This is a genomic window from Bradyrhizobium xenonodulans (assembly GCF_027594865.1).
In the GTDB taxonomy this organism is placed as follows: Bacteria; Pseudomonadota; Alphaproteobacteria; order Rhizobiales; family Xanthobacteraceae; genus Bradyrhizobium; species Bradyrhizobium xenonodulans.
In genome coordinates this window covers 5,664,848-5,684,407 of sequence record NZ_CP089391.1, presented here as the reverse complement: position 1 = coordinate 5,684,407, position 19,560 = coordinate 5,664,848, and the positions used below count along the sequence as shown (strand labels likewise).

The 19,560-nt window shown below is 64.3% G+C and carries 24 protein-coding genes; 8 read left to right on the top strand and 16 right to left on the bottom strand.

From position 1 onward, the window contains the following. Positions 1 to 10: 10 nt before the first annotated feature. From I3J27_RS27105 to I3J27_RS27090, 4 genes are all read right to left on the bottom strand, one after another. Positions 11 to 1,027, bottom strand: a complete 1,017-nt coding sequence (locus I3J27_RS27105; RefSeq protein WP_270161948.1) for an FUSC family protein — start codon at positions 1,025 to 1,027, stop codon at positions 11 to 13. 165 nt (positions 1,028 to 1,192) lie between these two features. After that, the gene (locus I3J27_RS27100) at positions 1,193 to 2,119 is read right to left on the bottom strand and encodes a substrate-binding periplasmic protein (protein WP_270161947.1); all 927 of its coding nucleotides are present in this window, start codon (positions 2,117 to 2,119) and stop codon (positions 1,193 to 1,195) included. After that, positions 2,116 to 2,472, bottom strand: a complete 357-nt coding sequence (locus I3J27_RS27095; protein ID WP_270161946.1) for a c-type cytochrome — start codon at positions 2,470 to 2,472, stop codon at positions 2,116 to 2,118. The genes I3J27_RS27100 and I3J27_RS27095 overlap by 4 nt, the downstream gene beginning before the upstream one ends. Positions 2,473 to 2,482: 10 nt before the next feature. Then, a complete protein-coding gene (locus tag I3J27_RS27090) occupies positions 2,483 to 4,147 on the bottom strand; it encodes a methanol/ethanol family PQQ-dependent dehydrogenase (RefSeq protein ID WP_270161945.1) in 1,665 nt (554 codons plus the stop codon). 337 nt (positions 4,148 to 4,484) lie between these two features. Between I3J27_RS27090 and lanM the strand changes: the two genes are divergently transcribed. From lanM to I3J27_RS27070, 4 genes are all read left to right on the top strand, one after another. Continuing rightward, the gene (gene lanM, locus I3J27_RS27085; protein ID WP_270161944.1) at positions 4,485 to 4,877 is read left to right on the top strand and encodes a lanmodulin LanM; all 393 of its coding nucleotides are present in this window, start codon (positions 4,485 to 4,487) and stop codon (positions 4,875 to 4,877) included. 175 nt (positions 4,878 to 5,052) lie between these two features. Continuing rightward, on the top strand, positions 5,053 to 5,133 hold the full coding sequence (pqqA, locus tag I3J27_RS27080) for a pyrroloquinoline quinone precursor peptide PqqA (protein WP_008562446.1): 81 nt from the start codon (positions 5,053 to 5,055) through the stop codon (positions 5,131 to 5,133). 25 nt (positions 5,134 to 5,158) lie between these two features. Continuing rightward, positions 5,159 to 6,064 carry a DUF6662 family protein gene (locus I3J27_RS27075; protein ID WP_270161943.1) on the top strand — a complete coding sequence of 302 codons (906 nt, stop codon included), beginning with the start codon at positions 5,159 to 5,161 and terminating at the stop codon, positions 6,062 to 6,064. A 139-nt stretch (positions 6,065 to 6,203) separates the two neighbouring features. Continuing rightward, a complete protein-coding gene (locus I3J27_RS27070) occupies positions 6,204 to 6,413 on the top strand; it encodes a hypothetical protein (protein WP_212488791.1) in 210 nt (69 codons plus the stop codon). 197 nt (positions 6,414 to 6,610) lie between these two features. Here I3J27_RS27070 and I3J27_RS27065 read toward each other — a convergent pair whose 3' ends face one another. From I3J27_RS27065 to I3J27_RS27050, 4 genes are read right to left on the bottom strand one after another with little or no spacing between them, the layout of a single operon-like run. Beyond that, entirely contained in the window at positions 6,611 to 6,964 is a 354-nt protein-coding gene (locus tag I3J27_RS27065; RefSeq protein WP_270161942.1) for a hypothetical protein, read from the bottom strand. 49 nt (positions 6,965 to 7,013) lie between these two features. Then, positions 7,014 to 7,724 carry an ABC transporter ATP-binding protein gene (locus I3J27_RS27060; RefSeq protein WP_270161941.1) on the bottom strand — a complete coding sequence of 237 codons (711 nt, stop codon included), beginning with the start codon at positions 7,722 to 7,724 and terminating at the stop codon, positions 7,014 to 7,016. Continuing rightward, complete coding sequence (locus tag I3J27_RS27055) at positions 7,714 to 8,451, bottom strand: ABC transporter permease (protein WP_270161940.1); 738 nt, start codon at positions 8,449 to 8,451, stop codon at positions 7,714 to 7,716. Before I3J27_RS27055 ends, I3J27_RS27060 begins: the two co-directional genes overlap by 11 nt. Before the next feature lies 1 nt (position 8,452). After that, complete coding sequence (locus I3J27_RS27050) at positions 8,453 to 9,433, bottom strand: ABC transporter substrate-binding protein (RefSeq protein ID WP_270161938.1); 981 nt, start codon at positions 9,431 to 9,433, stop codon at positions 8,453 to 8,455. 87 nt (positions 9,434 to 9,520) lie between these two features. Here I3J27_RS27050 and I3J27_RS27045 point away from each other — a divergent pair, with 87 nt between their 5' ends. Then, positions 9,521 to 9,880, top strand: coding sequence for a hypothetical protein (locus tag I3J27_RS27045; protein WP_270161937.1), 360 nt, complete (start codon positions 9,521 to 9,523; stop codon positions 9,878 to 9,880). A 259-nt stretch (positions 9,881 to 10,139) separates the two neighbouring features. Further along, positions 10,140 to 11,237: an ISAs1 family transposase gene (locus I3J27_RS27040; protein ID WP_270161936.1), complete on the top strand. Its 1,098-nt coding sequence runs from the start codon at positions 10,140 to 10,142 to the stop codon at positions 11,235 to 11,237. Positions 11,238 to 11,268: 31 nt separating this feature from the next. On the opposite strand, the gene I3J27_RS27035 is transcribed toward I3J27_RS27040, so the two are convergent. Together I3J27_RS27035 and I3J27_RS27030 are read right to left on the bottom strand one after the other, a co-directional pair. Continuing rightward, on the bottom strand, positions 11,269 to 12,087 hold the full coding sequence (locus tag I3J27_RS27035) for a quinoprotein dehydrogenase-associated SoxYZ-like carrier (protein ID WP_270161935.1): 819 nt from the start codon (positions 12,085 to 12,087) through the stop codon (positions 11,269 to 11,271). A gap of 55 nt (positions 12,088 to 12,142) precedes the next feature. Next, entirely contained in the window at positions 12,143 to 13,069 is a 927-nt protein-coding gene (locus I3J27_RS27030) for a quinoprotein relay system zinc metallohydrolase 2 (protein WP_270161934.1), read from the bottom strand. A gap of 129 nt (positions 13,070 to 13,198) precedes the next feature. On the opposite strand from I3J27_RS27030, the gene I3J27_RS27025 reads away from it, so the two are divergent. Together I3J27_RS27025 and I3J27_RS27020 are read left to right on the top strand one after the other, a co-directional pair. Next, positions 13,199 to 14,080, top strand: a complete 882-nt coding sequence (locus I3J27_RS27025; RefSeq protein WP_270161933.1) for a substrate-binding domain-containing protein — start codon at positions 13,199 to 13,201, stop codon at positions 14,078 to 14,080. Next, positions 14,077 to 14,634 carry a PQQ-dependent catabolism-associated CXXCW motif protein gene (locus tag I3J27_RS27020; RefSeq protein WP_270161932.1) on the top strand — a complete coding sequence of 186 codons (558 nt, stop codon included), beginning with the start codon at positions 14,077 to 14,079 and terminating at the stop codon, positions 14,632 to 14,634. The genes I3J27_RS27025 and I3J27_RS27020 overlap by 4 nt, the downstream gene beginning before the upstream one ends. A 54-nt stretch (positions 14,635 to 14,688) precedes the next feature. Here the strand turns inward: I3J27_RS27020 and I3J27_RS27015 are convergent, their stop codons facing one another. The 6 genes from I3J27_RS27015 to I3J27_RS26990 form a co-directional block, all read right to left on the bottom strand. After that, entirely contained in the window at positions 14,689 to 14,991 is a 303-nt protein-coding gene (locus I3J27_RS27015) for a copper-binding protein (RefSeq protein ID WP_270161931.1), read from the bottom strand. 133 nt (positions 14,992 to 15,124) lie between these two features. Beyond that, positions 15,125 to 15,739: a hypothetical protein gene (locus I3J27_RS27010; protein ID WP_270161930.1), complete on the bottom strand. Its 615-nt coding sequence runs from the start codon at positions 15,737 to 15,739 to the stop codon at positions 15,125 to 15,127. Next, positions 15,736 to 16,584 carry a lanthanide ABC transporter permease protein PedC gene (locus I3J27_RS27005; protein WP_270161929.1) on the bottom strand — a complete coding sequence of 283 codons (849 nt, stop codon included), beginning with the start codon at positions 16,582 to 16,584 and terminating at the stop codon, positions 15,736 to 15,738. Before I3J27_RS27005 ends, I3J27_RS27010 begins: the two co-directional genes overlap by 4 nt. Then, on the bottom strand, positions 16,581 to 17,387 hold the full coding sequence (locus I3J27_RS27000) for a lanthanide ABC transporter ATP-binding protein PedB/LutE (protein ID WP_270161928.1): 807 nt from the start codon (positions 17,385 to 17,387) through the stop codon (positions 16,581 to 16,583). Before I3J27_RS27000 ends, I3J27_RS27005 begins: the two co-directional genes overlap by 4 nt. Continuing rightward, on the bottom strand, positions 17,384 to 18,352 hold the full coding sequence (locus I3J27_RS26995) for a YVTN family beta-propeller repeat protein (RefSeq protein ID WP_270172893.1): 969 nt from the start codon (positions 18,350 to 18,352) through the stop codon (positions 17,384 to 17,386). The genes I3J27_RS27000 and I3J27_RS26995 overlap by 4 nt, the downstream gene beginning before the upstream one ends. An 8-nt stretch (positions 18,353 to 18,360) precedes the next feature. Then, the gene (locus I3J27_RS26990; RefSeq protein ID WP_270161927.1) at positions 18,361 to 19,542 is read right to left on the bottom strand and encodes a lanthanide ABC transporter ABC transporter substrate-binding protein PedA1; all 1,182 of its coding nucleotides are present in this window, start codon (positions 19,540 to 19,542) and stop codon (positions 18,361 to 18,363) included. Positions 19,543 to 19,560: the final 18 nt, after the last annotated feature.

The window sequence follows — 19,560 nt, the reverse complement described above, 5'->3', positions numbered from 1 at the left end:
CATTCGGGCGTCATCCGGACGATCGGACCTTTCGTATGACCCGCAGCCAGACGGTTTCGGTCAGCGCCACTGCAATGAGGCCGAAGGTGCCGCCGATCAGAACGTTGACGATGCGCTCCTCTGCGATGCCACTGGCGCCGCCGGCAAAGGATGCGGCGAGCGCAATGAAGAAGCAGCGCAGGCCGAAGCCGACGATGTAGCGGGAGAACGAGATCAGCGTGAGCGTGGCCGCGAGAACCGCGATGGCATAACCGACGCGGCTTTGCGGCAGGGCGAGGCCCGCGAGAAAACCGAGCGGCACGCCGATAAAGGCACCGATCGCCCGCTGCTTCAGCTTGCCGGTGGACGCCGAGAGATCGCCGACCACGACGCTTGCGGCTGACCACATCACCCATTGCCCCTGCGCAAGGTCGAGGATCTCGACCAGGCCCGCCGCGGCGAAGACCGCCATGGCGGTCGCTGCCGCGGGCAAGAACCACTCGGCGGCAGGCGGTCCGAACGAGGTCGCGGCGGGGCTGCGCCGCCGCTGGTCGTAGATCCGGATCGCGCAGACGAGCGCCAGTGCGATTGGAGAGGAGACGATGATCACACCGGCGTGACGCAGCGCTTCCGAAGCGCTCACGCCCTCCCGCACCTCGCAGGCAAGATAGACCGCGGGGATGAACACCCAATTGCCCAGCGTGCGGAAATGTTCGCCATAGCGCGTTCCCGCCACCGCAAGGAAGCCGGCGAGCGCCGTCAGCGCAACGAACAGCGGCTTGACCGGCGCCGCGAGGAACAGCGCGGCGAAGGTCAGGAGGATCGCGAGGTAGTGCCACGCGATCATCTTTGGCGGCAGGTGCAGCCTGAGCGCCGGAATGAGCAGCGAGACCGCGACCAGGCCGAGATTGAGCAGCGCCGTCTCGCGCGAGATGAAGTAGGCCACGACCATCGGCCCGACGACAATCAGCGCGCGCAGCAGCTCGGCGGATTTGATCTCGCGGGAGAGGAGATCGCGCAGGCTTGCGGTGGAGGTCGGGGAATTCACAGGGCACCAAATGGGCGAATGAAACGCAGGCATCATACGGGGAGGGGCTCTGCTAGGCCAGCGAACGGATTGTAGCACGCATTCTCCGCGCGCTCGCTGTCATCGCCCGCGAAGGCGGGCGATGACAGCAGAGGATGAGGTGACGCCACTCTTCGCGGCGAACGTTCAGCGCTGAATGATCTTCATCCAGACATCGCCCAGGATCGCAGGCTCGCGCGGTGGCAGATAGGTGAGCCCGGCCTGCTTGCCGAACTCCGCGATCTTGCCTTCGGCCGCAAGCTCCGTCAGCGCTTTGTTGACCGCGTCGATCAGCGCGCCATCGCTGGCGAGCCCGACATAGCCGCGATTGGCACCGATCGGATAGTAGTAGCCGGAGGCGGTGATTGCCGTGTCGGGATGCGCGGCGCGGTGGGCGTCGAAGCGGCCGAGGTCGATCAGCGTCGCGTCATGGTCGCCTCGGGCAAGAGCGCCGAGGAGGTCGTCGCGGCCGGGGACGAGATGGGTGATGCTGTCGATCAGGCGTCCCTTGTCGAAGGTCATCAGGATGGCATCGCCCAGCGAGCCGCTCTCGATTGCGAGACGAAGCCCGGCGAGATCGCCGATGCCGCCGATCTTGCGGCCCTGCGCTTTCGGCCCCAGCACCACCGTCATCGGCGAGTAAACATAAGGCTGGCTCGGCGCGAGCACGCCGAGCACGACGCGGCGGCGCCGGTCGTCGCGCGTGGCACCTGCAAAATCCGGCAGGCGCGCCGTCTTCAGGCCGGGCTTGACGAGGGAATCCGTCGTCAGCGCGTAGCCGCCGACCAGCGAGCAGCGTCCGTCGGAGAGCAGCGCATTGGCCTCGAGTTGCGGGCTGGAATCCTCGTCCAGCTTGCTCTCGAACCACTGGATCTTCAGCGGCCGTCCCATCCGTTCCGCGATCGCCTCCGCCAGCAGAAGGTCGAAGCCGGCATCCGGCTTGCCCTTGTGATGCACCGAGAGCGGCGGCCGATCTTCGTCGAGGCAGATTTTCAAGGGATCGTCGGCCGCACGCGCGGCCGTGGCCGCCGCGAGGATGGCGGCGACGCCCCACGCGGCGAGCCAGGTTCTCATGGCTTCCTCCGGCTCGAGATGAAAGCCCAGAGCTCCCCGATCTCGTCGTCGTTGAGAATGTCGGCCCAGGGCGGCATCTTGTTGTTCTTGCCGTTCTTCACCGTGGTGACGAAGCGCGTCTTGTCGTCGGGGAAGGCGCGCAGGTCCGGCGTGATGGTGCCGGAGTTCATCAGATTGGGGCCGTGGCAGTGCGAGCATTTTGCGGCATAGGTCGACTTGCCATGATCGATCTGCGCCTGAAGCGGATTGCCGGTTGCGTCGTCCGCGGCACGAACGGTCGCCGCAAGCGCGGCCGTCAGCACCGCGACGGTGGCGAGGATCGCCACCGTCTTGTGAGATATGTCCTTCAGCATCGCGCCGTGGTTACTGCTTGACTGCAAAGACCCACAGCGAGCCGCCGGGCGGCACCTTGGCCAGCCGCTCGTCGCCGGAGAACAGCGAGTAGACGCCGCCATAGCCGCTCGTCACGGCAATGTACTGCACGCCGTCCTGCTGCCAGGTCACAGGTTGTCCCTCGATGCCCGAGCCGGTCTGGAACTGCCAGAGCTTCTTGCCGGTGTCGGCATCGAAGGCCTCGAACTCGCCGGTCAGCGCGCCTGAGAACACGACGCCGCCTGCCGTCGACAGCACACCCGAGAAGCGCGGAATGTCGCTCGGTGCTTCCCATTTCGCCTTGCCGGTCATGGGATCGATCGCCTTCAGGTGACCGCGCGGACCGTCACCCCATTCCCAGAGGTCGGTCAGGTCCATGCCGAGATACCATTCACCCTGCTTGAAGGTGACGGGCTCGGTCTTGTACCGGCCGCCGAAGGCGAGCGTGTTGGCGTAGGCGAGCCCGGTCTGCGGATTGAACGACATCGGCTCCCAGTTCTTGCCGCCGAGGATCGACGGATAGACCGTGACCTTCTTGCCCTCGCGCGCGTCCTTGGAAACGTCGGTCTCGATCGGCTTCCCCGTCTTCATGTCGATGCCGGTGGCCCAATTCACCTTCACGTACGGATTGGCCGCGAGCAGCTTTCCGTTGGTGCGGTCGAGCACGTAGAAGAAGCCGTTGCGATTGGCGTCCATCAGCACCTTGGTCGGCTTGCCCTCGACGTTCATGTCGGCGAGGACCATCTCGGCCACGCTGTCATAGTCGAACGGATTGTTCGGCGAGAACTGGTAGTGCCATTTGATCTTGCCGGACTTGGGATCCATCGCCAGCACGGAGCAGGTGTAGAGGTTGTCGCCGGGGCGCACCGCCGAGTTGAACGGGCCGGGATTGCCGATGCCCCAATAGACCGTGTTCAGCTCGGGGTCATACGAACCCGTGATCCAGGTCGAGCCGCCTCCGAGCTTCCAGGTGTCGCCCTTCCAGGTGTCGCCGCCGGGCTCGTCCGGCGAGGGGATCGAATGGGTACGCCACAGATGCTTGCCCGTCGCCGGATCCCAGCCGTCGATGAAGCCGCGGGTGCCGAACTCGGCGCCGGAAATGCCGGTGATGACGACACCGTCGGCAACCAGCGGCGCCACCGTCATCGAATAGCCTTCCTTGATGTCGGCCGCCTTCTGCCGCCACAGCTCCTTGCCGTCCTTGGCGTCGAGCGCGATCACGTTGGCGTCGAGAGTGGTGCGGAACACCTTGCCGTCGTACAGCGCGGCGCCGCGATTGATGATGCCGCAGCAGACGATGCGCGGTGTCTCGGCGGGATATTCGATCTTGGATTTCCAGATCTGCTTGCCGGTCTTGGCATCGACCGCCATGGTCGCGTTGTGCGAGGTCACGTAGATCACGCCCTGGTAGACCAGCGGCTGCGATTCCTCGCTGCGATCGTCGTTGAAGGAGTAATTCCAGACCGGGACGAGGTTCTTGACGGTGTCCTTGTTGATCTGGTTCAGCGTCGAGAAGCGCTGCAGATTGTAGCCCATCCCGTAGTTGAGAACGTTAGATGTATCGGTCGCGCCCTTCACCAGCTGCTCGGTCGTCTGTGCACTCGCAACCGAGCATGCGGATATGACGAGGCTCGCGGCCATCGCAAAGCGTTTCATCCGTTCCTCCCAATATGCGCGCCTTTTGACGCTGCGATTGCAACACTCCGCCCGAATGCAAAACCCGTCAATACGAAAGTCGCAAGTGCGTTGCCGATTTGTTGGATGCCAGATGCCGGTCACCTGACAGAAACCTGACAATCGGCTTCCACTTGTGTGCAGACGCTGAAAAAATTCCGCGGCATGAAGTGGTGCCGGCCTGGGCCGCTCTCGTCGGCAGCCACGTTCCAGGGGTTGTGCGTGCGCAGGTTGCAATTCCGGACTTGAACCGGGGGTCGCTTGTAGACTTATCTCGTTTCGATCCCGCGCGAATCGGGGACTTGATCAGGAGGTCCAGATGATTTCACGTCGCTCTGTTGCGCTTGCTCTCACGATTGCAATGCTGTCCGGCCCCGCCTGGTCGGCATCCGGCAGTGCCGTCAAGATGTTCGACACCGACAATGACGGCACGCTCGATCTCGCCGAGGTGAAGAAGGCGGCGGCTGCATTGTTCGCAAAGCTCGACCCGGACCATGATGGCACGCTCGACGCGCGCGAACTGCGCGGACGGTTAACGGCGAAAGAACTCGCCGCCGCCGATCCCGATCGCGACGGGACGCTCACGCTCGACGAATATCTCTCGGTGGTCGAGCAGCGCTTCAACGCAGCGAATCCCGACAAGGACGGAACGCTGGATGCGAAGGAGCTGAATTCCCGCGCCGGCCGCGCGTTGCTGCGATTGTTGCGGTGAGAATAGGCCGGCTTGACTGGGAGCGAAGGCGGTTTGCCCGAGAGAGAAATTTGCAAGCGCGATGCGACAGTTCGCTGTGTTCGTGCTTCGATTCGATGCTTGCGCTGTGCTTGAGGCAGCCCTAGGTTTTGCCCCGCGCGATGTCGCGCTCAATAATACCTTGGGGAGACCCCGAATGGCCTGGAAAGCTCCGAAGATCGTGGAAGTGCCGGTCGGCATGGAAATCAACATGTACGCCTGCGCTTCGCGCAAGTAAGACAGACGAACCTGCCGCGGCTTCGATGGCAAACGCCGTCGAAGCCGTGGTAGTGTCGGGGATGCGCGCGAGAGCCCCTACATTCTGGACCATAGCCGCCTGCACCGTCGCGCTTGCACCGGCATGCGTCAGCGCCGAAGAGGGCTTCGATACCGAGCACATCTTCGGCTTCATGATCGGGACCGATGTCGGCAGCCCCGGCGAGCGCGAATTCCAGACCCAGACCACGGGACGCTTCGGCAAGGGCGGTGGCAGCTATCGCGCCCTCGAGCAGGAGTTCGAGATCGAAGTGGTGCCACTGCCGAATTTCCGCATCGAGGTCGGCGGCACTGCCACGCTGCACGACATCACCGGCGTCCCCGATCTCGACGACCGCCGCCAGTTCAACTTCCAGGGGGCTTCGCTCGACCTGCGCTATCGCCTGCTCGATCGCGAGCGCGCGCCATTTGGACTGACTGTCGCCGCCGAGCTCCATGGCGACCGCATCGACGAGACAAGCGGCGCGAAGGGGCGGATGTACGGCACCGATTTCACGCTCGCCTTCGACCGCGAGCTGGTTCCGAACTACGCCATCGCGGCGCTCAATTTGATCTACCAGCCGGAATGGGCGCGCTTCGAGGTGGCGGGCACCTCCGAGAAGAGCTCCACCATCGGCGCCGCCTTTGCCGGCATGGTGCGCGTGCGGCCCAATGTGCTGCTCGGCGGCGAGCTGCGCTACTTCCGGCAATATGAGGGCATCGGCCTCGGCGAGTTCGCAGGGCAGGCCCTGTTCGTCGGTCCGACCGCCTATTTCCAGCTCTCGGAGCGGTCGCGGCTGACCATGAGCTGGAGCATGCAGGCCTGGGGCCGCCCGGCCGGATCAAGCGGCAATCTCGACCTCGTCAATTTCGAGCGACATCAGGCGAGACTGGTGTTCGGCGTTAATTTCTAGGCGGACTTTCTTCCCCTCTCCCCGCAAGCGGGAGAGGGGAAAGAGACCCCATTCCCCCCGCCGAATTGAAACTTCCCACTCCTTGGAGCGTAACCTTTCGTGCTAGTCTCTGTTCGCCCCCTTGCGAGAGGATCCCGGCATGAACCCGATTGACCTGGTGGTGACCGTGTGTGCGGTGCTCTCGCCTGCGACCTGCGAGGAGCAGCATCTGGTGTTCAATTACGCGGGGTCGCCGCGGCAATGCGCGATGGCGGCGCCGCCCTATATCGCGCAATGGGTCGGCGACCATCCGAAGTGGCAGGCGGTGCGCTGGCGCTGCGAATACCCGCACCCGAACGATAAGGCGTGAAGCCTGAGACCCTCATGGTGAGGAGCGCGCGTCTGCGGCCATGACGGCAAAAGCCGTAGGGTGGGCAAAGCGAAGCGTACCCACCACTTCCGTGATTGCGGAAAGATGGTGCGCACGGCGCTCTGCGCCTTTGCCCACTCTACGAGATCTCGCCCTAGCCATCCTTCGAGATGCCCGCTACGCGGGCTCCTCAGGCGCTACTTCGTGCAGTCCTTCAAATCCTTGTCGGCGATCGAGAACACCGCGTCCGCCCTGATCTCGATGTCGCGGACGATGCATTGGCGTGAATTGGGATAGCTGACCTTGGCGTCGTAGCGGCCCGGCTCAACGCCGGTGATGCGCAGCCGCTCGTCGTGATCGACTTCCTTGTCCTTGTCGTTCAGGCACTGATTTGGGCCCCAGTCGGTCTTGCCGGCGGGCGAGAGCTGAAAGCCGGAGATCGTCTCCGTCGTCAGATTCCAGAGGCGGATGCCTTTGCCCTTGGCCTGCGCGAGCGCCGCGCCCGGCATTGCAACCAAAAGGATGCCGATCGCAATCAGCGTACGCCGCATGGTGAACCTCCCTCAGGCAATCTCATTGGGTCCAGTTGACCACGAGTGTTCATTTCGATTCAAGCAGCAAGGCCGCGAGCTTCGCCTTGATCCTGCCGAGCTCGGCTTCGCTGCGCTCTGCGCGCGGAATGGCAATCGGCACCTCCTGCACGATGCGCGCCGGCTGCGGCGACAGGAAGAACAGGTGGTCGCCGAGACGGATCGCATCATCGAGACTATGGGTGACGAGCAGCGTCATCACCGGGCGGCTTGCGACCAGCGTTGCGATCTCGTCGCGCAGGCGGCCGGCGAGCGCGTCGTCGAGCGAGGCGAGGGGCTCGTCGAGCACGAGCAGATCGGGCTCGACCGCAAAGGCGCGGGCCAGTGCGACGCGGCGGGCGAGGCCCAGCGACAATTCGCCGGGAAAATGGCTTCGATGCGCGTCCAGCTCCAAAATCCTGAACAGCTCCGACAGTTTTGCGTCCGAGACGTCAGGCGCAGCCAACCGAACGTTCTGCTCCACCGAGCGCCACGGCAGCAGCCGCGGCTCCTGGAACACCATGCCGACCCTCGCCTCCGGCGGGCGCGCGATGCGGCCTGCAAAATCGTGGTCCAATCCAAGGATGATGCGCAGCATTGTGCTCTTGCCGCAGCCGGACGGGCCGATCAGCACGCCGACCTCGCCCGATTGAAGCGCAAATTTGAGCGGCGCCAGCACCTCGTGGGTTTCGCCCGCGGCACTCCTGAACGTCTTGCCTGTGATCTCGACCTCAAGCCGCACGGGGCCGCCACCGTGTTGCGCGGGCTTCGAACGGCTGCACCAGCAAGGTTTCGATCACGAGCACGACGGCGGCGAAGGTCAGCGAATAGGCCAGCAGCCGCGGGGTGTCGAATAGCTGGAAGGCGACGCCGATCTCGAAGCCGACGCCGTTCGGCCGCCCCAGCAGTTCGGCGACCAGCACGATCTTCCACACCAGCGACAGTCCGGAGCGGGCCGAGGCCGCGATATAGGGCGCAAGCTGCGGCAGCACCACGTGGCGGAAGGCGCGCCAGCGCGGCATCGCAAATACGCTCGCCATCTCGTCGAGCGAGCGGTCGAGCGCGCGGGTGCCCTCGCGCAAGGTGACGATGGCCGTCGGCAGCTTGTTGATGGCGATCGCGGCGATCGCGGCGGCTTCAGTCAGGCCGGCCCAGATATAGGCCAGCACGATCACGACCAGTGCCGGCAGGTTGAGCAGCAGGATCAGCCAGGGATCGCCGAGCCGGTCGGCAAGCTTGACCCGTCCCATCAAATAGCCGATGGCGCTGCCGAGCGACATCGCCAGCACGAAGGCGAGGATGACGCGGGCGAGCGTGGCGCCGAGATGCAGGAACAGCGCGCCGCTCGAGGCCTCTGCGATCATCACCTGGAGCACGGCCGGCGGGGAGGGCAGCTTTGCGCCGCCGACGAACAGCGCTGCAATCCACCAGATCGCGAGAAACAGGGCAAACGACAGAAGACGCAGCACCTCAGTCTCCGGGAACCGCGTGATAGAAGGTGCCGGGATCGAGCTCGGCCGCGGGGCCGACCAGATCGCGGCCGCCGATCTCGGCGAGCACGCGGTAGAGCACGCGCGCATCGGCCTCTTCGTCCGCGATGCTCCGGCGCGGAATGCCGTCACGATAGCGGTCGCGGTAGGTCTTGAGCATGGTGGCATCACTGGTGCCGGTGAGCGGCGCGATCTTGTCCCAGGCCGCATCGGATGTGACGAGCAGCTGCTTGGCCTTGCGGGTCATCGCGATGAAGCGCGCCACGGCATCGCGATGGCTCGCCGCCCAGCTCTCGTCGAAGACATAGCCGACCGCGGACACCGCGCCCTTGGCTCCCAGCTTCGGCAAAATGTCCTCGATGCCGGCGAGGCGGCGAAAACCCTTCGCCTCGAGCTGCGCACAGAAATTCCAGAAGTTGAGGCTCGCATCCATCTCGCCGTCGAGCGCCTTGGCGGAGATCAAGGGCGGGGCGCCATAGACGACGGTCGCCTCCGACTTCAGGTCGATACCGTCCTGCTTCATCCGCGCCTGCAGCAGCAGCCAGCTCTTGTCGATCGCACCGCCGCCGACGCCGAGCTTGCGGCCCTTCAAATCGGCGAGCGTCTTGAGCGGCGAAGCCGCCGGCACCATCACCGCACCGAGCGCGCTCGAATAAGGATAGAAGGTGAGCCTGGCGCCGAGCGCGCGCTCGCGCGACACCCACAGCCAGTCCGACAGGATGATGTCGGCGCTGCCGGCGCGCAGCGCGATCTTGCCGGCCTCGGGGCTCGCGAGCTCGGTGACGTCGAGCGACAGGTCGGCCTCCTTGTCGAGGCCGCTCGCGCGGATCGCGGCCAGTTCCCAGGAGAACGTTCCGGTCTTCTGCACCGCAAGGCGGATCGTCTCCGCGGCGCGGCCGGGTGCGGCCAGAGCCAGCGCCAGCGTCGCCGCGAGTGCCAATGTTCGACCAAATGCTCTCATCACCTTGTGAGCCGTTTCCTCTGATAGAGTGCTTTTCAGGACAATACGCATAGCATAGCTTTCATCGCAACCAGCGGGAGGACGCTCATGAATCTGGCGGGACAGCTACGACCGATTGTCGCCGCATTGGCGGTGTTGGCGGCGACCGCAGGCGTGGCGCGGGCCGAGGAGGCCAATGACTATCCGACGTCGGCGCGCGCGGAATATGTCTATGGCTGCATGAAAGCCAATGGCGAGAGCCGGCAGTCGATCGAGCAATGCTCCTGCTCGATCGACGTGGTGGCCTCGATCGTGTCCTACGATCGCTACGTCACGGCGGAGACGGCGCTCAGCATGTCCCAGGTCCGCGGCAATCTCGGCGTCCAGTTCCGCACCTCGGAGCAGGCGAACTCGGCGGTGAACGATTTGCGGCGGGCGCAGGCGGAGGCCGAGGTGAGGTGTTTCTGAAATTGCGTCGTGGCGTCTTACCCTCCCCTGGAGGGGGAGGGTCGATCGCGCGTAGCGCGAGCGGGGTGGGGTGATCTCTCAACACGGGCACTGTTCGATGTGGAGAGACCGTCACCCCACCCCGTCTCACATTTCGCTACGGTCAATGTGAGCCGACCCTCCCCCTCCCGGGCAGGGGAATCGCATGTGGCTCTAAGGCATTGCGATTTGGAGAGAAATCGATTCTGAAGGTGGCTCCCGGAGTTGGAGAGGGCGACCGATGGATCGATTTTCGGAGTGCTTCGAAGACCTGCCCGACCCGCGTGCGGACAATGCGCTGCACGACCTGACGGAGCTTTTGTTCATCGCGCTGATGGCGACGTTGTGCGGAGCGACGAGTTGCACCGACATGGCGCTGTTTGCGCGGCTAAAGGCTTATCTTTGGCAGGACGTGCTGGTGCTCAAGCATGGCTTGCCGAGCCATGACACGTTCAGCCGAGTGTTCCGCATGCTCGATCCAAAAGCATTCGAGGCGGCATTCCGCCGCTTTATGGAAGCCTTCGCTCAAGGTGCGCAGATTGCACGGCCGCAAGGCGTGATCGCGTTGGACGGCAAGGCGCTGCGGCGTGGCTACGAGAGCGGCAAAAGCCACATGCCGCCGGTGATGGTGACGGCGTGGGCAGCGCAGACGCGCATGGCGCTGGCCAACGTTCTGGCGCCGAACAACAACGAAGCCGCCGGCGCTTTGCAACTGCTCGAACTCTTGCAACTCAAAGGCTGCGTCGTGACGGCCGATGCACTGCATTGTCACCGAGGGATGGCCAAGCAGATCGTGACGCAGGGCGGCGACTACGTGCTGGCGGTGAAGGAGAACCAGCCCGCCCTGCTGGCTGACGCCAAGGCCGCGATTGCCGCAGCGGCGCGCAAGGGGAAGAAGCCGGTTGCTACCGCCGATGCAGACCATGGGCGTAAGGAAAGACGCAGCGCGCTTGTCGTGCCCGTCAAAGACATGGCCGAGAAACATAACTTTCCCGCCCTCAAAGCTGTCGCCCGGATCACAAGCAAGCGCGGCAAGGACAAAGCTGTCGAGCGCTACTTCCTGATGAGCCAAAACTACAGTCGCACACAGGTTTTGCGCATCGTTCGCACCCATTGGACCATCGAAAACGGCCTGCACTGGCCGCTCGACGTCATCCTCGACGAGGATCTGGCCCGCAACCGCAAGGACAACGGTCCTGCCAACCTTGCCGTCCTCAGGCGACTTGCCCTCAACGTCGCCAGAGCTCACCCCGACAGCACCATCTCCTTGCGTCTCAAGCTCAAGCGGGCCGGCTGGAACGATGCCTTCTTCTTCGAACTCCTCGGCCACATGCGATAGCCCTGCCCTCCCGGGGGAGGGTGCTCCTCGCCTAAGTCCCCGGCTTCTCCACATCCCATTCATTGCGGAACACGTGTCCGTCCGTATCCTTCGCCTCCGCGCGGAAACGCTTGGCGCCGTTGGAGACGTAGGTGAAGCGCAGATTGGGGTCTTCCGAGATCGAGATGCCGCCTTCCATCGACAGCACGGGGCTGTCGTCCTGCGTCAGCTTGAGCTGATTGACGAAGAAGGCGGGAATATAGAGCTGCGTGACCTGGTCCATTTGCAGGCCGGAATTATTGGGATGGCCGATCATGATCTGCGCCTCGCGGACGCGGCTCGCCGGCGCGTCCTCGCGCGCGAACTGCCGGTAGCGCATCTTGCCGAGGCGGTTGTTGGCTTCCTCGGTATTCTTGCCTGCCGGCGCCGAGCAGCCGCCTGAGGCCTTTACATAAACCTTCGAGACATAGAGCTGGCCGTCGCTGAGCTCGGCGACGGCGTGGACGTCGGTGTAGTTGTTGACGCGAACGCGCGTGGAGATTTCGGTGACGTTGGCATCCGGCCCGAGCTCAAACTTCGCCGCCATCGGCGCCGGGTTGCGGTCGATCACCAGCGTGATCGCGCGGATGCGCCTGCTGTCACCGGGGGAAAGCTTGCTGCGCAGGCTCACCGGCACGATGGCGGCGTCCTCCGCGCGATAGGGCATCTCGATGCCGATGACGGCGCTGCCGTCATTCATCGGACGGTTGCCGAAGATGTCCTGCACGAGGCCCGGCCAGGGATCGTCAGCCTCTTCGGCCTGCGCCGGCATGGCGAAGGCGATGCCGAGCAATGCGGCGATCAAAGGCAGGCGGCGTGTGCATCCCATCATGGTCGTGATTCCCGGAGTCAGCGAAGCTGATCTCCTGCCCATCGTAGCGCGCCCGCTACTCCCATTCAATTTCTGAAAATGCTGCGGTTGCGTTGCGGGCGTTGTAGTCGTCGAACAGCTCCCAATGCGGCCGCTCCATGGCGGCGGCCTTATCGGCGGCGGCTCGGATCGGCTCGCCCTTCTTGTTGAGCGCGCGGACGTCGGACAGCAGCGTTGACAAATAACGCCGTTCATTGGCGACCGCGGCAGGCCAGTTGCTCACGGGCCCGTGACCGGGAACGACGCGCTGCGCCGGAATGGCCTCCAATCCCTTCAAGGTATCGAGCCAGCCGCGGATGCTGCCGTCCATCACCGGAATATGGCGGAGGAAGACGAGATCGCCCGCGAACAGCGTCTTGCTGGTCTCGTCGAACACGGTCAGATCGCTGTCGCTGTGGCCGGCCGGCCAGGCCCGCAAGGTCAGGCGGCGCGCGCCGAGATCGAGCGTCAGCGCATCTGACACGAATATCGTGGGCGGCACGATCTTGACGGGATCGATCAGCTCGCTGCCCATGATGCGCCTGAAATTGTCGAGATAATACGGCCCTCGGCTGGCCAGCGCCTGCGGCAGCTTGCTGTGGCCGACGAAGCTGGTTCCCTCGGCAACGAAGGCCGCATTGCCGAACACATGATCGGGATGGCCGTGGGTGTTGATAACATAGCGGATCGGCTTGCTGGTGCGCGCCCGCACAGCCGCCAGCAGCGCCTCGCCCTCACGGAGGCTGCCGCCGGTGTCGATCACGGCGACCGCGTCCTCGCCGACGATGAAGCCGACATTGGCGATGTCGCCCTCGTTCTCGCGCGTCATGAGCGCGATGGTCCCGGAGTGTACGAAGATTCCGGTTGCGACTTCGCTCACAGGCAATTCGGCCGCCCCGGCGCGTGCTAGCGTCGCTGTCCCCAGCAGGGACAAGGCTGCGATCACGAGAGCGATGCGAGACACTTTTCCGCCTCAGTTCAAAGGGTTGCGCGCATTGCGCTGCAACAAAGCAAAGCCAGCACAAAGTTTGGCAATTCATGGCGCGTCATGCGTTGCATGGATAACATTCAAACAAAACGAGGAGGAAGTGCGATGATGGAGGCCGGACGACATCGTCGCTGGTTGTTTTCACTCTGGGTCCTGGTTGCATCCTGCGCGTTCGGCGACGTCGCCATGGCGCAGACCAACGAGACCGGCGATCTCTCGTTCGAGCTCGTCGACCCCAAGGTGCTGCGCGTCTGCGCCGACCCGCGTAATTTGCCTTTCTCCAATGAAAAGGGCGAGGGCTTCGAGAACAAGCTCGCCGAGTTTCTTGCGGACAAGCTCCAGAAGAAGCTCGACTACGTCTTCTTCCCGCAGGCCACCGGCTTCGTGCGCATGACATTGGGCGCGCATCGCTGCGATGTCATCATGGGATTCCCGCAAGGCGACGACCTGGTGCAGGGCACCAATCCCTATTACCGCACGAGCTATGCGCTGGTCGCCAAGAATGGCAGCGGGCTCGAGGACGTCGATACGCTCGAGGATGCCAGGTTGAAGGGCAAGCATGTCGGCATCGTTGCCGGCACGCCGCCCGCGACCAACATGGCGATCGCCGGCCTGATGAGCGATGCAAAACCCTACCCGCTGATGATCGACACGCGCTTCGACAATTCGGCGCAGGCAATGGTCGACGATCTCGCTGCCGGCAAGATCGACGCCGGCGTGCTGTGGGGACCGATGGCCGGCTACTACGCGAAGAAAGCCGGCTCTCTGCACGTCACACCACTGGTGAAGGAAACCACCGGGCCGAAGCTGGTCTATCGCATCGGCATGGGCGTACGTCCCGCCGATCAGAACTGGAAGCGGCAGCTCAACAAGCTCATTCAGGAGAATCAGGGCGAGATCAGCAAGATCCTGCTCGACTTCGGTGTACCGCTGCTGGATGAGAGCGATCGGCCGCTCGGTGCGGAGACGGCCAAGAAGACACCATGATGCGGCCGTTGGCCGCTGCGCTCGTCGCCGCGGTGCTGTGGGCACCGGCATTTGCGCAGCAGCAGGAGCCGTTCGAGCCCGAAGGCTATCGCGCCGACAATTATCGCGCCCCGGTGCCGGCGACGCTAGCCGGAGCGCGCGTGCTCTCGACTTCTGAGGCCGAGGCGATCTGGCGTGCCAAGAGCGCTGCGTTCGTCGACGTGCTGCCGCGGCCGCCGAAGCCGAAGAACCTCCCTGAGGGCACAGTCTGGCGCGATATGCCGCGGAAAAACATTCCCGGCAGCCTCTGGCTGCCCGACACCGGTTACGGCACGTTGCCGCCGGCGATGGACGATTATTTCCGGCGCGGCCTCGCACGCGCCTCGCGCGGCGACAAGGCCGCACTGCTCGTGATCTATTGCCTCGCCGATTGCTGGATGTCGTGGAATGCCGCCAAGCGCGCATTGGCCTACGGCTATTCCAACGTCGCCTGGTATCCCGACGGCAGCGACGGCTGGGAGCGCGCAAAACTGCCCACCGAGGAAGCGCAGCCGGAGCCGCGGCCGGAGCAGTAGGCGGGCACAGGTGTGCTCCCTCGTCCCCGCAGGCGGCGAGAGGGAGACGAACTGTTACTGCTTCTGCAGCTTCGTCAGCGTGCCCGAACCATTCGTGTCGTCGGTCGCCGAATACGTCACCCGGTCGCCGGCATGAACGGCGTCGAGCATCGCGGCGTCCTTCGCCTTGTACTGCTGGAGCGCGCCGGCGCCGCCTGCGCTGCCGCCGACCGTGCCCTTCTGCGTCTGCTGGATCGAGATCGTGTTGTTGAGCCGGTCGATCCTTGTAATCATTCCGGTCATGTCGTCAGCGAAAGCGCTGGTTGCGAGCATGCCGATGACGGCAGCGCCTGCGAAGACGAATCTAGTTGTTCCCATCGAGGCCTCCCGGCGTTCGAGATCCACTTCGACAAGCCATCCTAGATCGATTTGGTTCCGGCAGATAGCGCTGCAAAGATTAACGATCGCAATGAGATCGCGGGAACTCTGGCGAAAGCCGTCGGCAAACCGGCTATTCCACTTCCTGCTGGATCACGCGTCCCAGCGCGAACAGGCGCTGGTCGATCGTGGTCGGAACCTCGCAGACGAATCGCACCACTTTGTAGCGGTCTTCGAAGATGCGGGTCTTCCAGATCAGTTCGTTGCTGAGGGCCTCGACCTTGGTCTCGTCGCGCGGCGTTGTCCCCTGGAGTGCCTGGAGCGCGAGGGTCTCCTCGCGAATCTTGTCGGCAGCCTCGCGCTGCTTGCGGCTGACGCGTTCGAGCCCGTTCATGACCTGGGAGCGCTGGGCGTTGAGCGTGTCGAACAGGCCGGCGAACAGCAGTTTTGCGTTCGCGGTCTTGTCCGTGGCGGAGGCGGCCAGAAATTCCTTCACGGATTTTTCGGCTTCGTCCAGCGGCGTCTTGCGCGCCGACAGTTTTGAGACCAGCGCGGTGATCTTGGTGTCGTCCTTCCATTTGGTCTCGGCGTCGCCGAGTTCCGGGCCGGCCCAGACGGCGGCGAGTGAGATCACCGGCACTTTTGCCTGCGTGCACGGCCAGTCGGGATAGCGCGGATCGGCCGCCCGCGCGGCCGTGCTCGTGGCTGTGAGTGCCAGAAGCGCCATGGCCAGAACCCGAACCGTCATCCTTCGCCTCCCGCAGGGCCTCGTCGCGCCAGCCCACGCGAGGGATCATAGGCCAAAATCGCGCCGATCATGAAGACGATTGTACAGGTCGCCACCACCGCCAGCGAGATCCAGTTGATCTGTCCGTACAGTGCGAAGCGGATCAGCTCGACCGCATGGGTGAACGGGTTGGCCTCGCAGAGATAATACAGATAAGGGCTGCCCTCCTGCACCCGCCAGAGCGGGTAGAGCGCGGAGGAGGCGAAGAACATCGGGAAAATGACAAAATTCATCACGCCGGCAAAGTTCTCGAGCTGCTTGATGCCGGAGGAAATCAGCATGCCGAGCGAGCCCAGCATCAACCCGGACAGGATCAGCGCCGGCAGCACGGTGAGGTAGCCCGAGGGCGGCGGGGTGATGTCCCAGAACCAGGCGATCAAGAGGAACGCATAGACCTGGAGCAGCGACACCGCGGTGCCCGCGAGCAGCTTGCAGAACAAGAGGAAGCCGCGCGGCAGCGGGCTCACCAGCAGCGTGCGCATGTTGCCCATCTCGCGGTCATAGACCATCGAGAGCGAGGACTGCATGCCGTTGAACAGCTGGATCATCGCCATCAGCCCGGGCGCGATATAGACCTCGTAGAGGATGTAGGTCTCGTAAGGCGGGATGATGGAGATGCCGAGCACCTGGCGGAAGCCGGCGGCGAAGATGAACAGCCACACCAGCGGCCGCACCAGCGCGGAGACGAAGCGCTCGCGCTGATGCAGGAAGCGCAGGCCCTCGCGCCAGACGATGCCGGTGAGGCAGGTCATGTACTCGGCAAATGAGAAGCCGTGCGGAGCGTCCCGCGTCGTGATGCTGCTCATGCACCGCCTCCCGGCATGGTTTGCGCGCCGGTCAGGCGCATGAAGGCGGTGTTGACGTCCTGCGCGCCGGCTTCAGAGATGACCTGGCTCATAGGCCCCTGTGCCAGCACCTTGCCTTGGTGCAGCACCACGAGATCGTCACCGGGCATGATCTCGTCGAACAGATGCGTGGCCCAGAGCACACCGATGCCTTGCTCCGTCACGAGCTGGCGGACATGGCTGATGATGTCGGCGCGTGCCTTGACGTCGAGGCCGACGGTCGGCTCGTCCAGCAACAGCAGCCGCGGCCGGTGCAGCAGGGCGCGGGCGATCTCCAGCCGCCGCATCTGTCCGCCGGAGAGATCGCGCACCTTGCTGCCGGCGCGCTCGGTCAGCCCGATGCGGTCGAGCAGCTCCGCGCTACGTGCGGTGGCATCGCGGCGACTGATGCCGTGCAGTGCGGCGTGATAGAGCAGGTTCTGCGTCAGCGACAGATCGAGATCGAGCGTGCGCGGCTGGAACACGACCCCGAGCAGCCGCAGTGCCTCGCCGGGGCTTTTGCCGACGTCATGGCCGAAGATGCCGACGCGGCCGCTCTGGATGCCGAACAGCCGCGTGATCAGCGAGAACAGCGTGCTCTTGCCCGCGCCGTTGAGGCCGAGCAGCGCGGTGAAGCTTGCGGGCTGCACCTTGAACGAGACGTCCATCAGCGCACGGCGCGGGCCGTAGGCATGGCTGACGCCGTCGATCGACAAAGCTGCAACCGCTGCCGGGTCAGGCTTCGGCGCCTCGTGTGGTTCGGCGATGGGGGCAGGGCTGGTCATGGCGCGATCGTGATGCCCCAGGGTAGCTCGCCCACCTGAATGGTCTTGATCACCTTTTGCGCGGCGACGTCGATGACGGACACATCGTTCGACACGCCGTTGGTGGTGAGCAGGTACTTCTCGTCCGGCGTGAACGCCATGTGCCAGACCCGCTGTCCAACCAGCAGATATTTGATCACCTTGCGCGAGGCGACGTCGACGACGGCAACGCGGTTGGCGGGGCCGAGCGCGACGAAGGCGGTCTTGTCGTCCTTGGTCATGCCGATGCCGACCGGCTGGATCGCCTCTTTTCGCAGGCCGGGAACCTCGAAATTGACCTTGCCGATCACCTCATGCTTGCCGGGATCGATGATCGAGACCGTGCCGCCGATCTCCGAGGACACCCACAGCTCTGAACTATCATGCTTGAATTCGGCAAAGCGCGGCCGCGCGTCGACCAGCACATTGGCGACGATCTGGCGCGATGCTGTGTCGATGAAATGCGCCATGTTGGTGGTTTCGGACGTGTTGATCAGCATCTTGCCGTCGGGGCTGATGGTCATGCCCTCGGGCTCGACGCCGACCTGAATGTCGCCGAGGCGGGCGCGCTTCTCCAGGTCGATCACGGTCACCGTGTTATCGTTCTCGTTGGCGACATAGAGGATCTTGCCGGCGGCATCCTGCGCAAACAGTTCCGGGTCGGGACCGGAGGGCAAGCTGTCCACCACGGCTTGCGTCTTGGCGTCGATTACCTGGATGGTGTCGTCGTCACCGACCGCGACCATCACGAACTTGCCGTCGCGCGTGAAGTCGATGCCGCGCGGCCGCTGTCCGACCTTGATGGTCTTGGTCACCGTCCAGCTCTCGGTATCGATCACCGAGACCGTATTGCCCTTCTCGTTCGAGACATAGGCGATGAACGCATGCGCCGGCGCTGCCGCCAGCGCCAGTCCGGACAGCAACCCCACACGCCACATGCGCGACATCTGCATTCTCACTTCAGCTTGCATTTGCTCTCCGGACGATCATAGCCGAGCGTATCGAGTTCGGAGACCTGGTGCAGGAATCCTTCCTGCGGCGACACCGAGATCACCATGCGGCCGTCGACGAGCAGGATCGGTTGGCGCAGTTGAAGATTCCAGTCGCGCAGGGTCAGCCGCGTGCCCTTGAAGGCGGCGACGGAAAAATCCGGGCCCTTGATGAAGTCGGTGACTTTCTTGACGTCGCCCGAATTGGTGCGCGAGGTGGCCTCGCCGATCATGCGCACCGCCGTCCAGGCCTGCATGTCGAGCGCGGTCATGCGCCGCGCGTTCAGTTTGACGAAGCGGTTCTGCATCTGGATCGCGCCCCATTGGTCCTGCGATGCGTCCCAGCTCCGCGGCACGAGGCCAGCCGAGCCCGCGACGGGGCGGGGATCCCAGGTGCGATACGGCAGATAGGCGCCGAACACCTCGCTCTCGTCGGCGGCGACCAGCACGTCGTAGGCCGGGGCCTGTTGCGTGAACACCGGCATCTGCCGCTGGATCAGCGTGACGCCCGAGTCGGTGCGCCGCGCGCCGCCCTTGTCCTCGAAGGTTTTTTCCTGGACGATCTTGGCGCCGAACCGCGTCGCCGTACGCCTCAGCGCATCGGCGAACAGTCTGTCCTCGTCGTGCGAGCCGACCACGAGCAGCCAGCGCGACCACTTTTTCCATACGAGATACTGGCCAAGCGCATCGGCCAGCATCGCACGCGTCGGCGCCGTGTGGATGACATTGGCGCGGCAATCGGCCTCGCGCAGCCGCTCGTCGATCGCGCCGGCATTGAACAGCAATGTGCCGCGCTCGCGCAGGGCGTCCGAGACCTTCAACAGCGCATCGGCCGGCAGGTCGGCAATGATGAAGCCGTTTTTCTCGGCAAGCGCGGTCGCGGCCTGCACGGCATCTTCGCCCTCCTTGATACGTCGCTCCTCCAGCGTAAAACGTTGGTTGAGGAATCTGCCGGTGGTGTTGTTGTCCTCGATGGCGAGGCGCGCGCCGGCGACGCCGTCATTCTCCGCGGGCTGCTCGACCAGCGACAGCGTCGATCTGGTACCGGCGACACCGAGATAGCCGACGCCGATCATGACAGGGTCGGCCGCGAGCGCGCTCGTCGCGGCAAGACCCAAGCCGATCAGGCCGACCAACCATCGGATCATGCTTCCTCCAAACGTTTT

Bases quoted from the DNA above. Each gene is read 5' to 3' on its own strand.
- I3J27_RS27100 (WP_270161947.1), bottom strand. From the start codon at position 2,119: ATGAGAACCTGGCTCGCCGCGTGGGGCGTCGCCGCCATCCTCGCGGCG.
- I3J27_RS27095 (WP_270161946.1), bottom strand. From the start codon at position 2,472: ATGCTGAAGGACATATCTCACAAGACGGTGGCGATCCTCGCCACCGTC.
- I3J27_RS27090 (WP_270161945.1), bottom strand. From the start codon at position 4,147: ATGAAACGCTTTGCGATGGCCGCGAGCCTCGTCATATCCGCATGCTCG.
- lanM (WP_270161944.1), top strand. From the start codon at position 4,485: ATGATTTCACGTCGCTCTGTTGCGCTTGCTCTCACGATTGCAATGCTG.
- pqqA (WP_008562446.1), top strand. From the start codon at position 5,053: ATGGCCTGGAAAGCTCCGAAGATCGTGGAAGTGCCGGTCGGCATGGAA.
- I3J27_RS27075 (WP_270161943.1), top strand. From the start codon at position 5,159: ATGGCAAACGCCGTCGAAGCCGTGGTAGTGTCGGGGATGCGCGCGAGA.
- I3J27_RS27070 (WP_212488791.1), top strand. From the start codon at position 6,204: ATGAACCCGATTGACCTGGTGGTGACCGTGTGTGCGGTGCTCTCGCCT.
- I3J27_RS27065 (WP_270161942.1), bottom strand. From the start codon at position 6,964: ATGCGGCGTACGCTGATTGCGATCGGCATCCTTTTGGTTGCAATGCCG.
- I3J27_RS27050 (WP_270161938.1), bottom strand. From the start codon at position 9,433: ATGAGAGCATTTGGTCGAACATTGGCACTCGCGGCGACGCTGGCGCTG.
- I3J27_RS27045 (WP_270161937.1), top strand. From the start codon at position 9,521: ATGAATCTGGCGGGACAGCTACGACCGATTGTCGCCGCATTGGCGGTG.
- I3J27_RS27040 (WP_270161936.1), top strand. From the start codon at position 10,140: ATGGATCGATTTTCGGAGTGCTTCGAAGACCTGCCCGACCCGCGTGCG.
- I3J27_RS27035 (WP_270161935.1), bottom strand. From the start codon at position 12,087: ATGATGGGATGCACACGCCGCCTGCCTTTGATCGCCGCATTGCTCGGC.
- I3J27_RS27025 (WP_270161933.1), top strand. From the start codon at position 13,199: ATGATGGAGGCCGGACGACATCGTCGCTGGTTGTTTTCACTCTGGGTC.
- I3J27_RS27020 (WP_270161932.1), top strand. From the start codon at position 14,077: ATGATGCGGCCGTTGGCCGCTGCGCTCGTCGCCGCGGTGCTGTGGGCA.
- I3J27_RS27015 (WP_270161931.1), bottom strand. From the start codon at position 14,991: ATGGGAACAACTAGATTCGTCTTCGCAGGCGCTGCCGTCATCGGCATG.
- I3J27_RS27010 (WP_270161930.1), bottom strand. From the start codon at position 15,739: ATGACGGTTCGGGTTCTGGCCATGGCGCTTCTGGCACTCACAGCCACG.
- I3J27_RS27005 (WP_270161929.1), bottom strand. From the start codon at position 16,584: ATGAGCAGCATCACGACGCGGGACGCTCCGCACGGCTTCTCATTTGCC.
- I3J27_RS27000 (WP_270161928.1), bottom strand. From the start codon at position 17,387: ATGACCAGCCCTGCCCCCATCGCCGAACCACACGAGGCGCCGAAGCCT.
- I3J27_RS26995 (WP_270172893.1), bottom strand. From the start codon at position 18,352: ATGTCGCGCATGTGGCGTGTGGGGTTGCTGTCCGGACTGGCGCTGGCG.
- I3J27_RS26990 (WP_270161927.1), bottom strand. From the start codon at position 19,542: ATGATCCGATGGTTGGTCGGCCTGATCGGCTTGGGTCTTGCCGCGACG.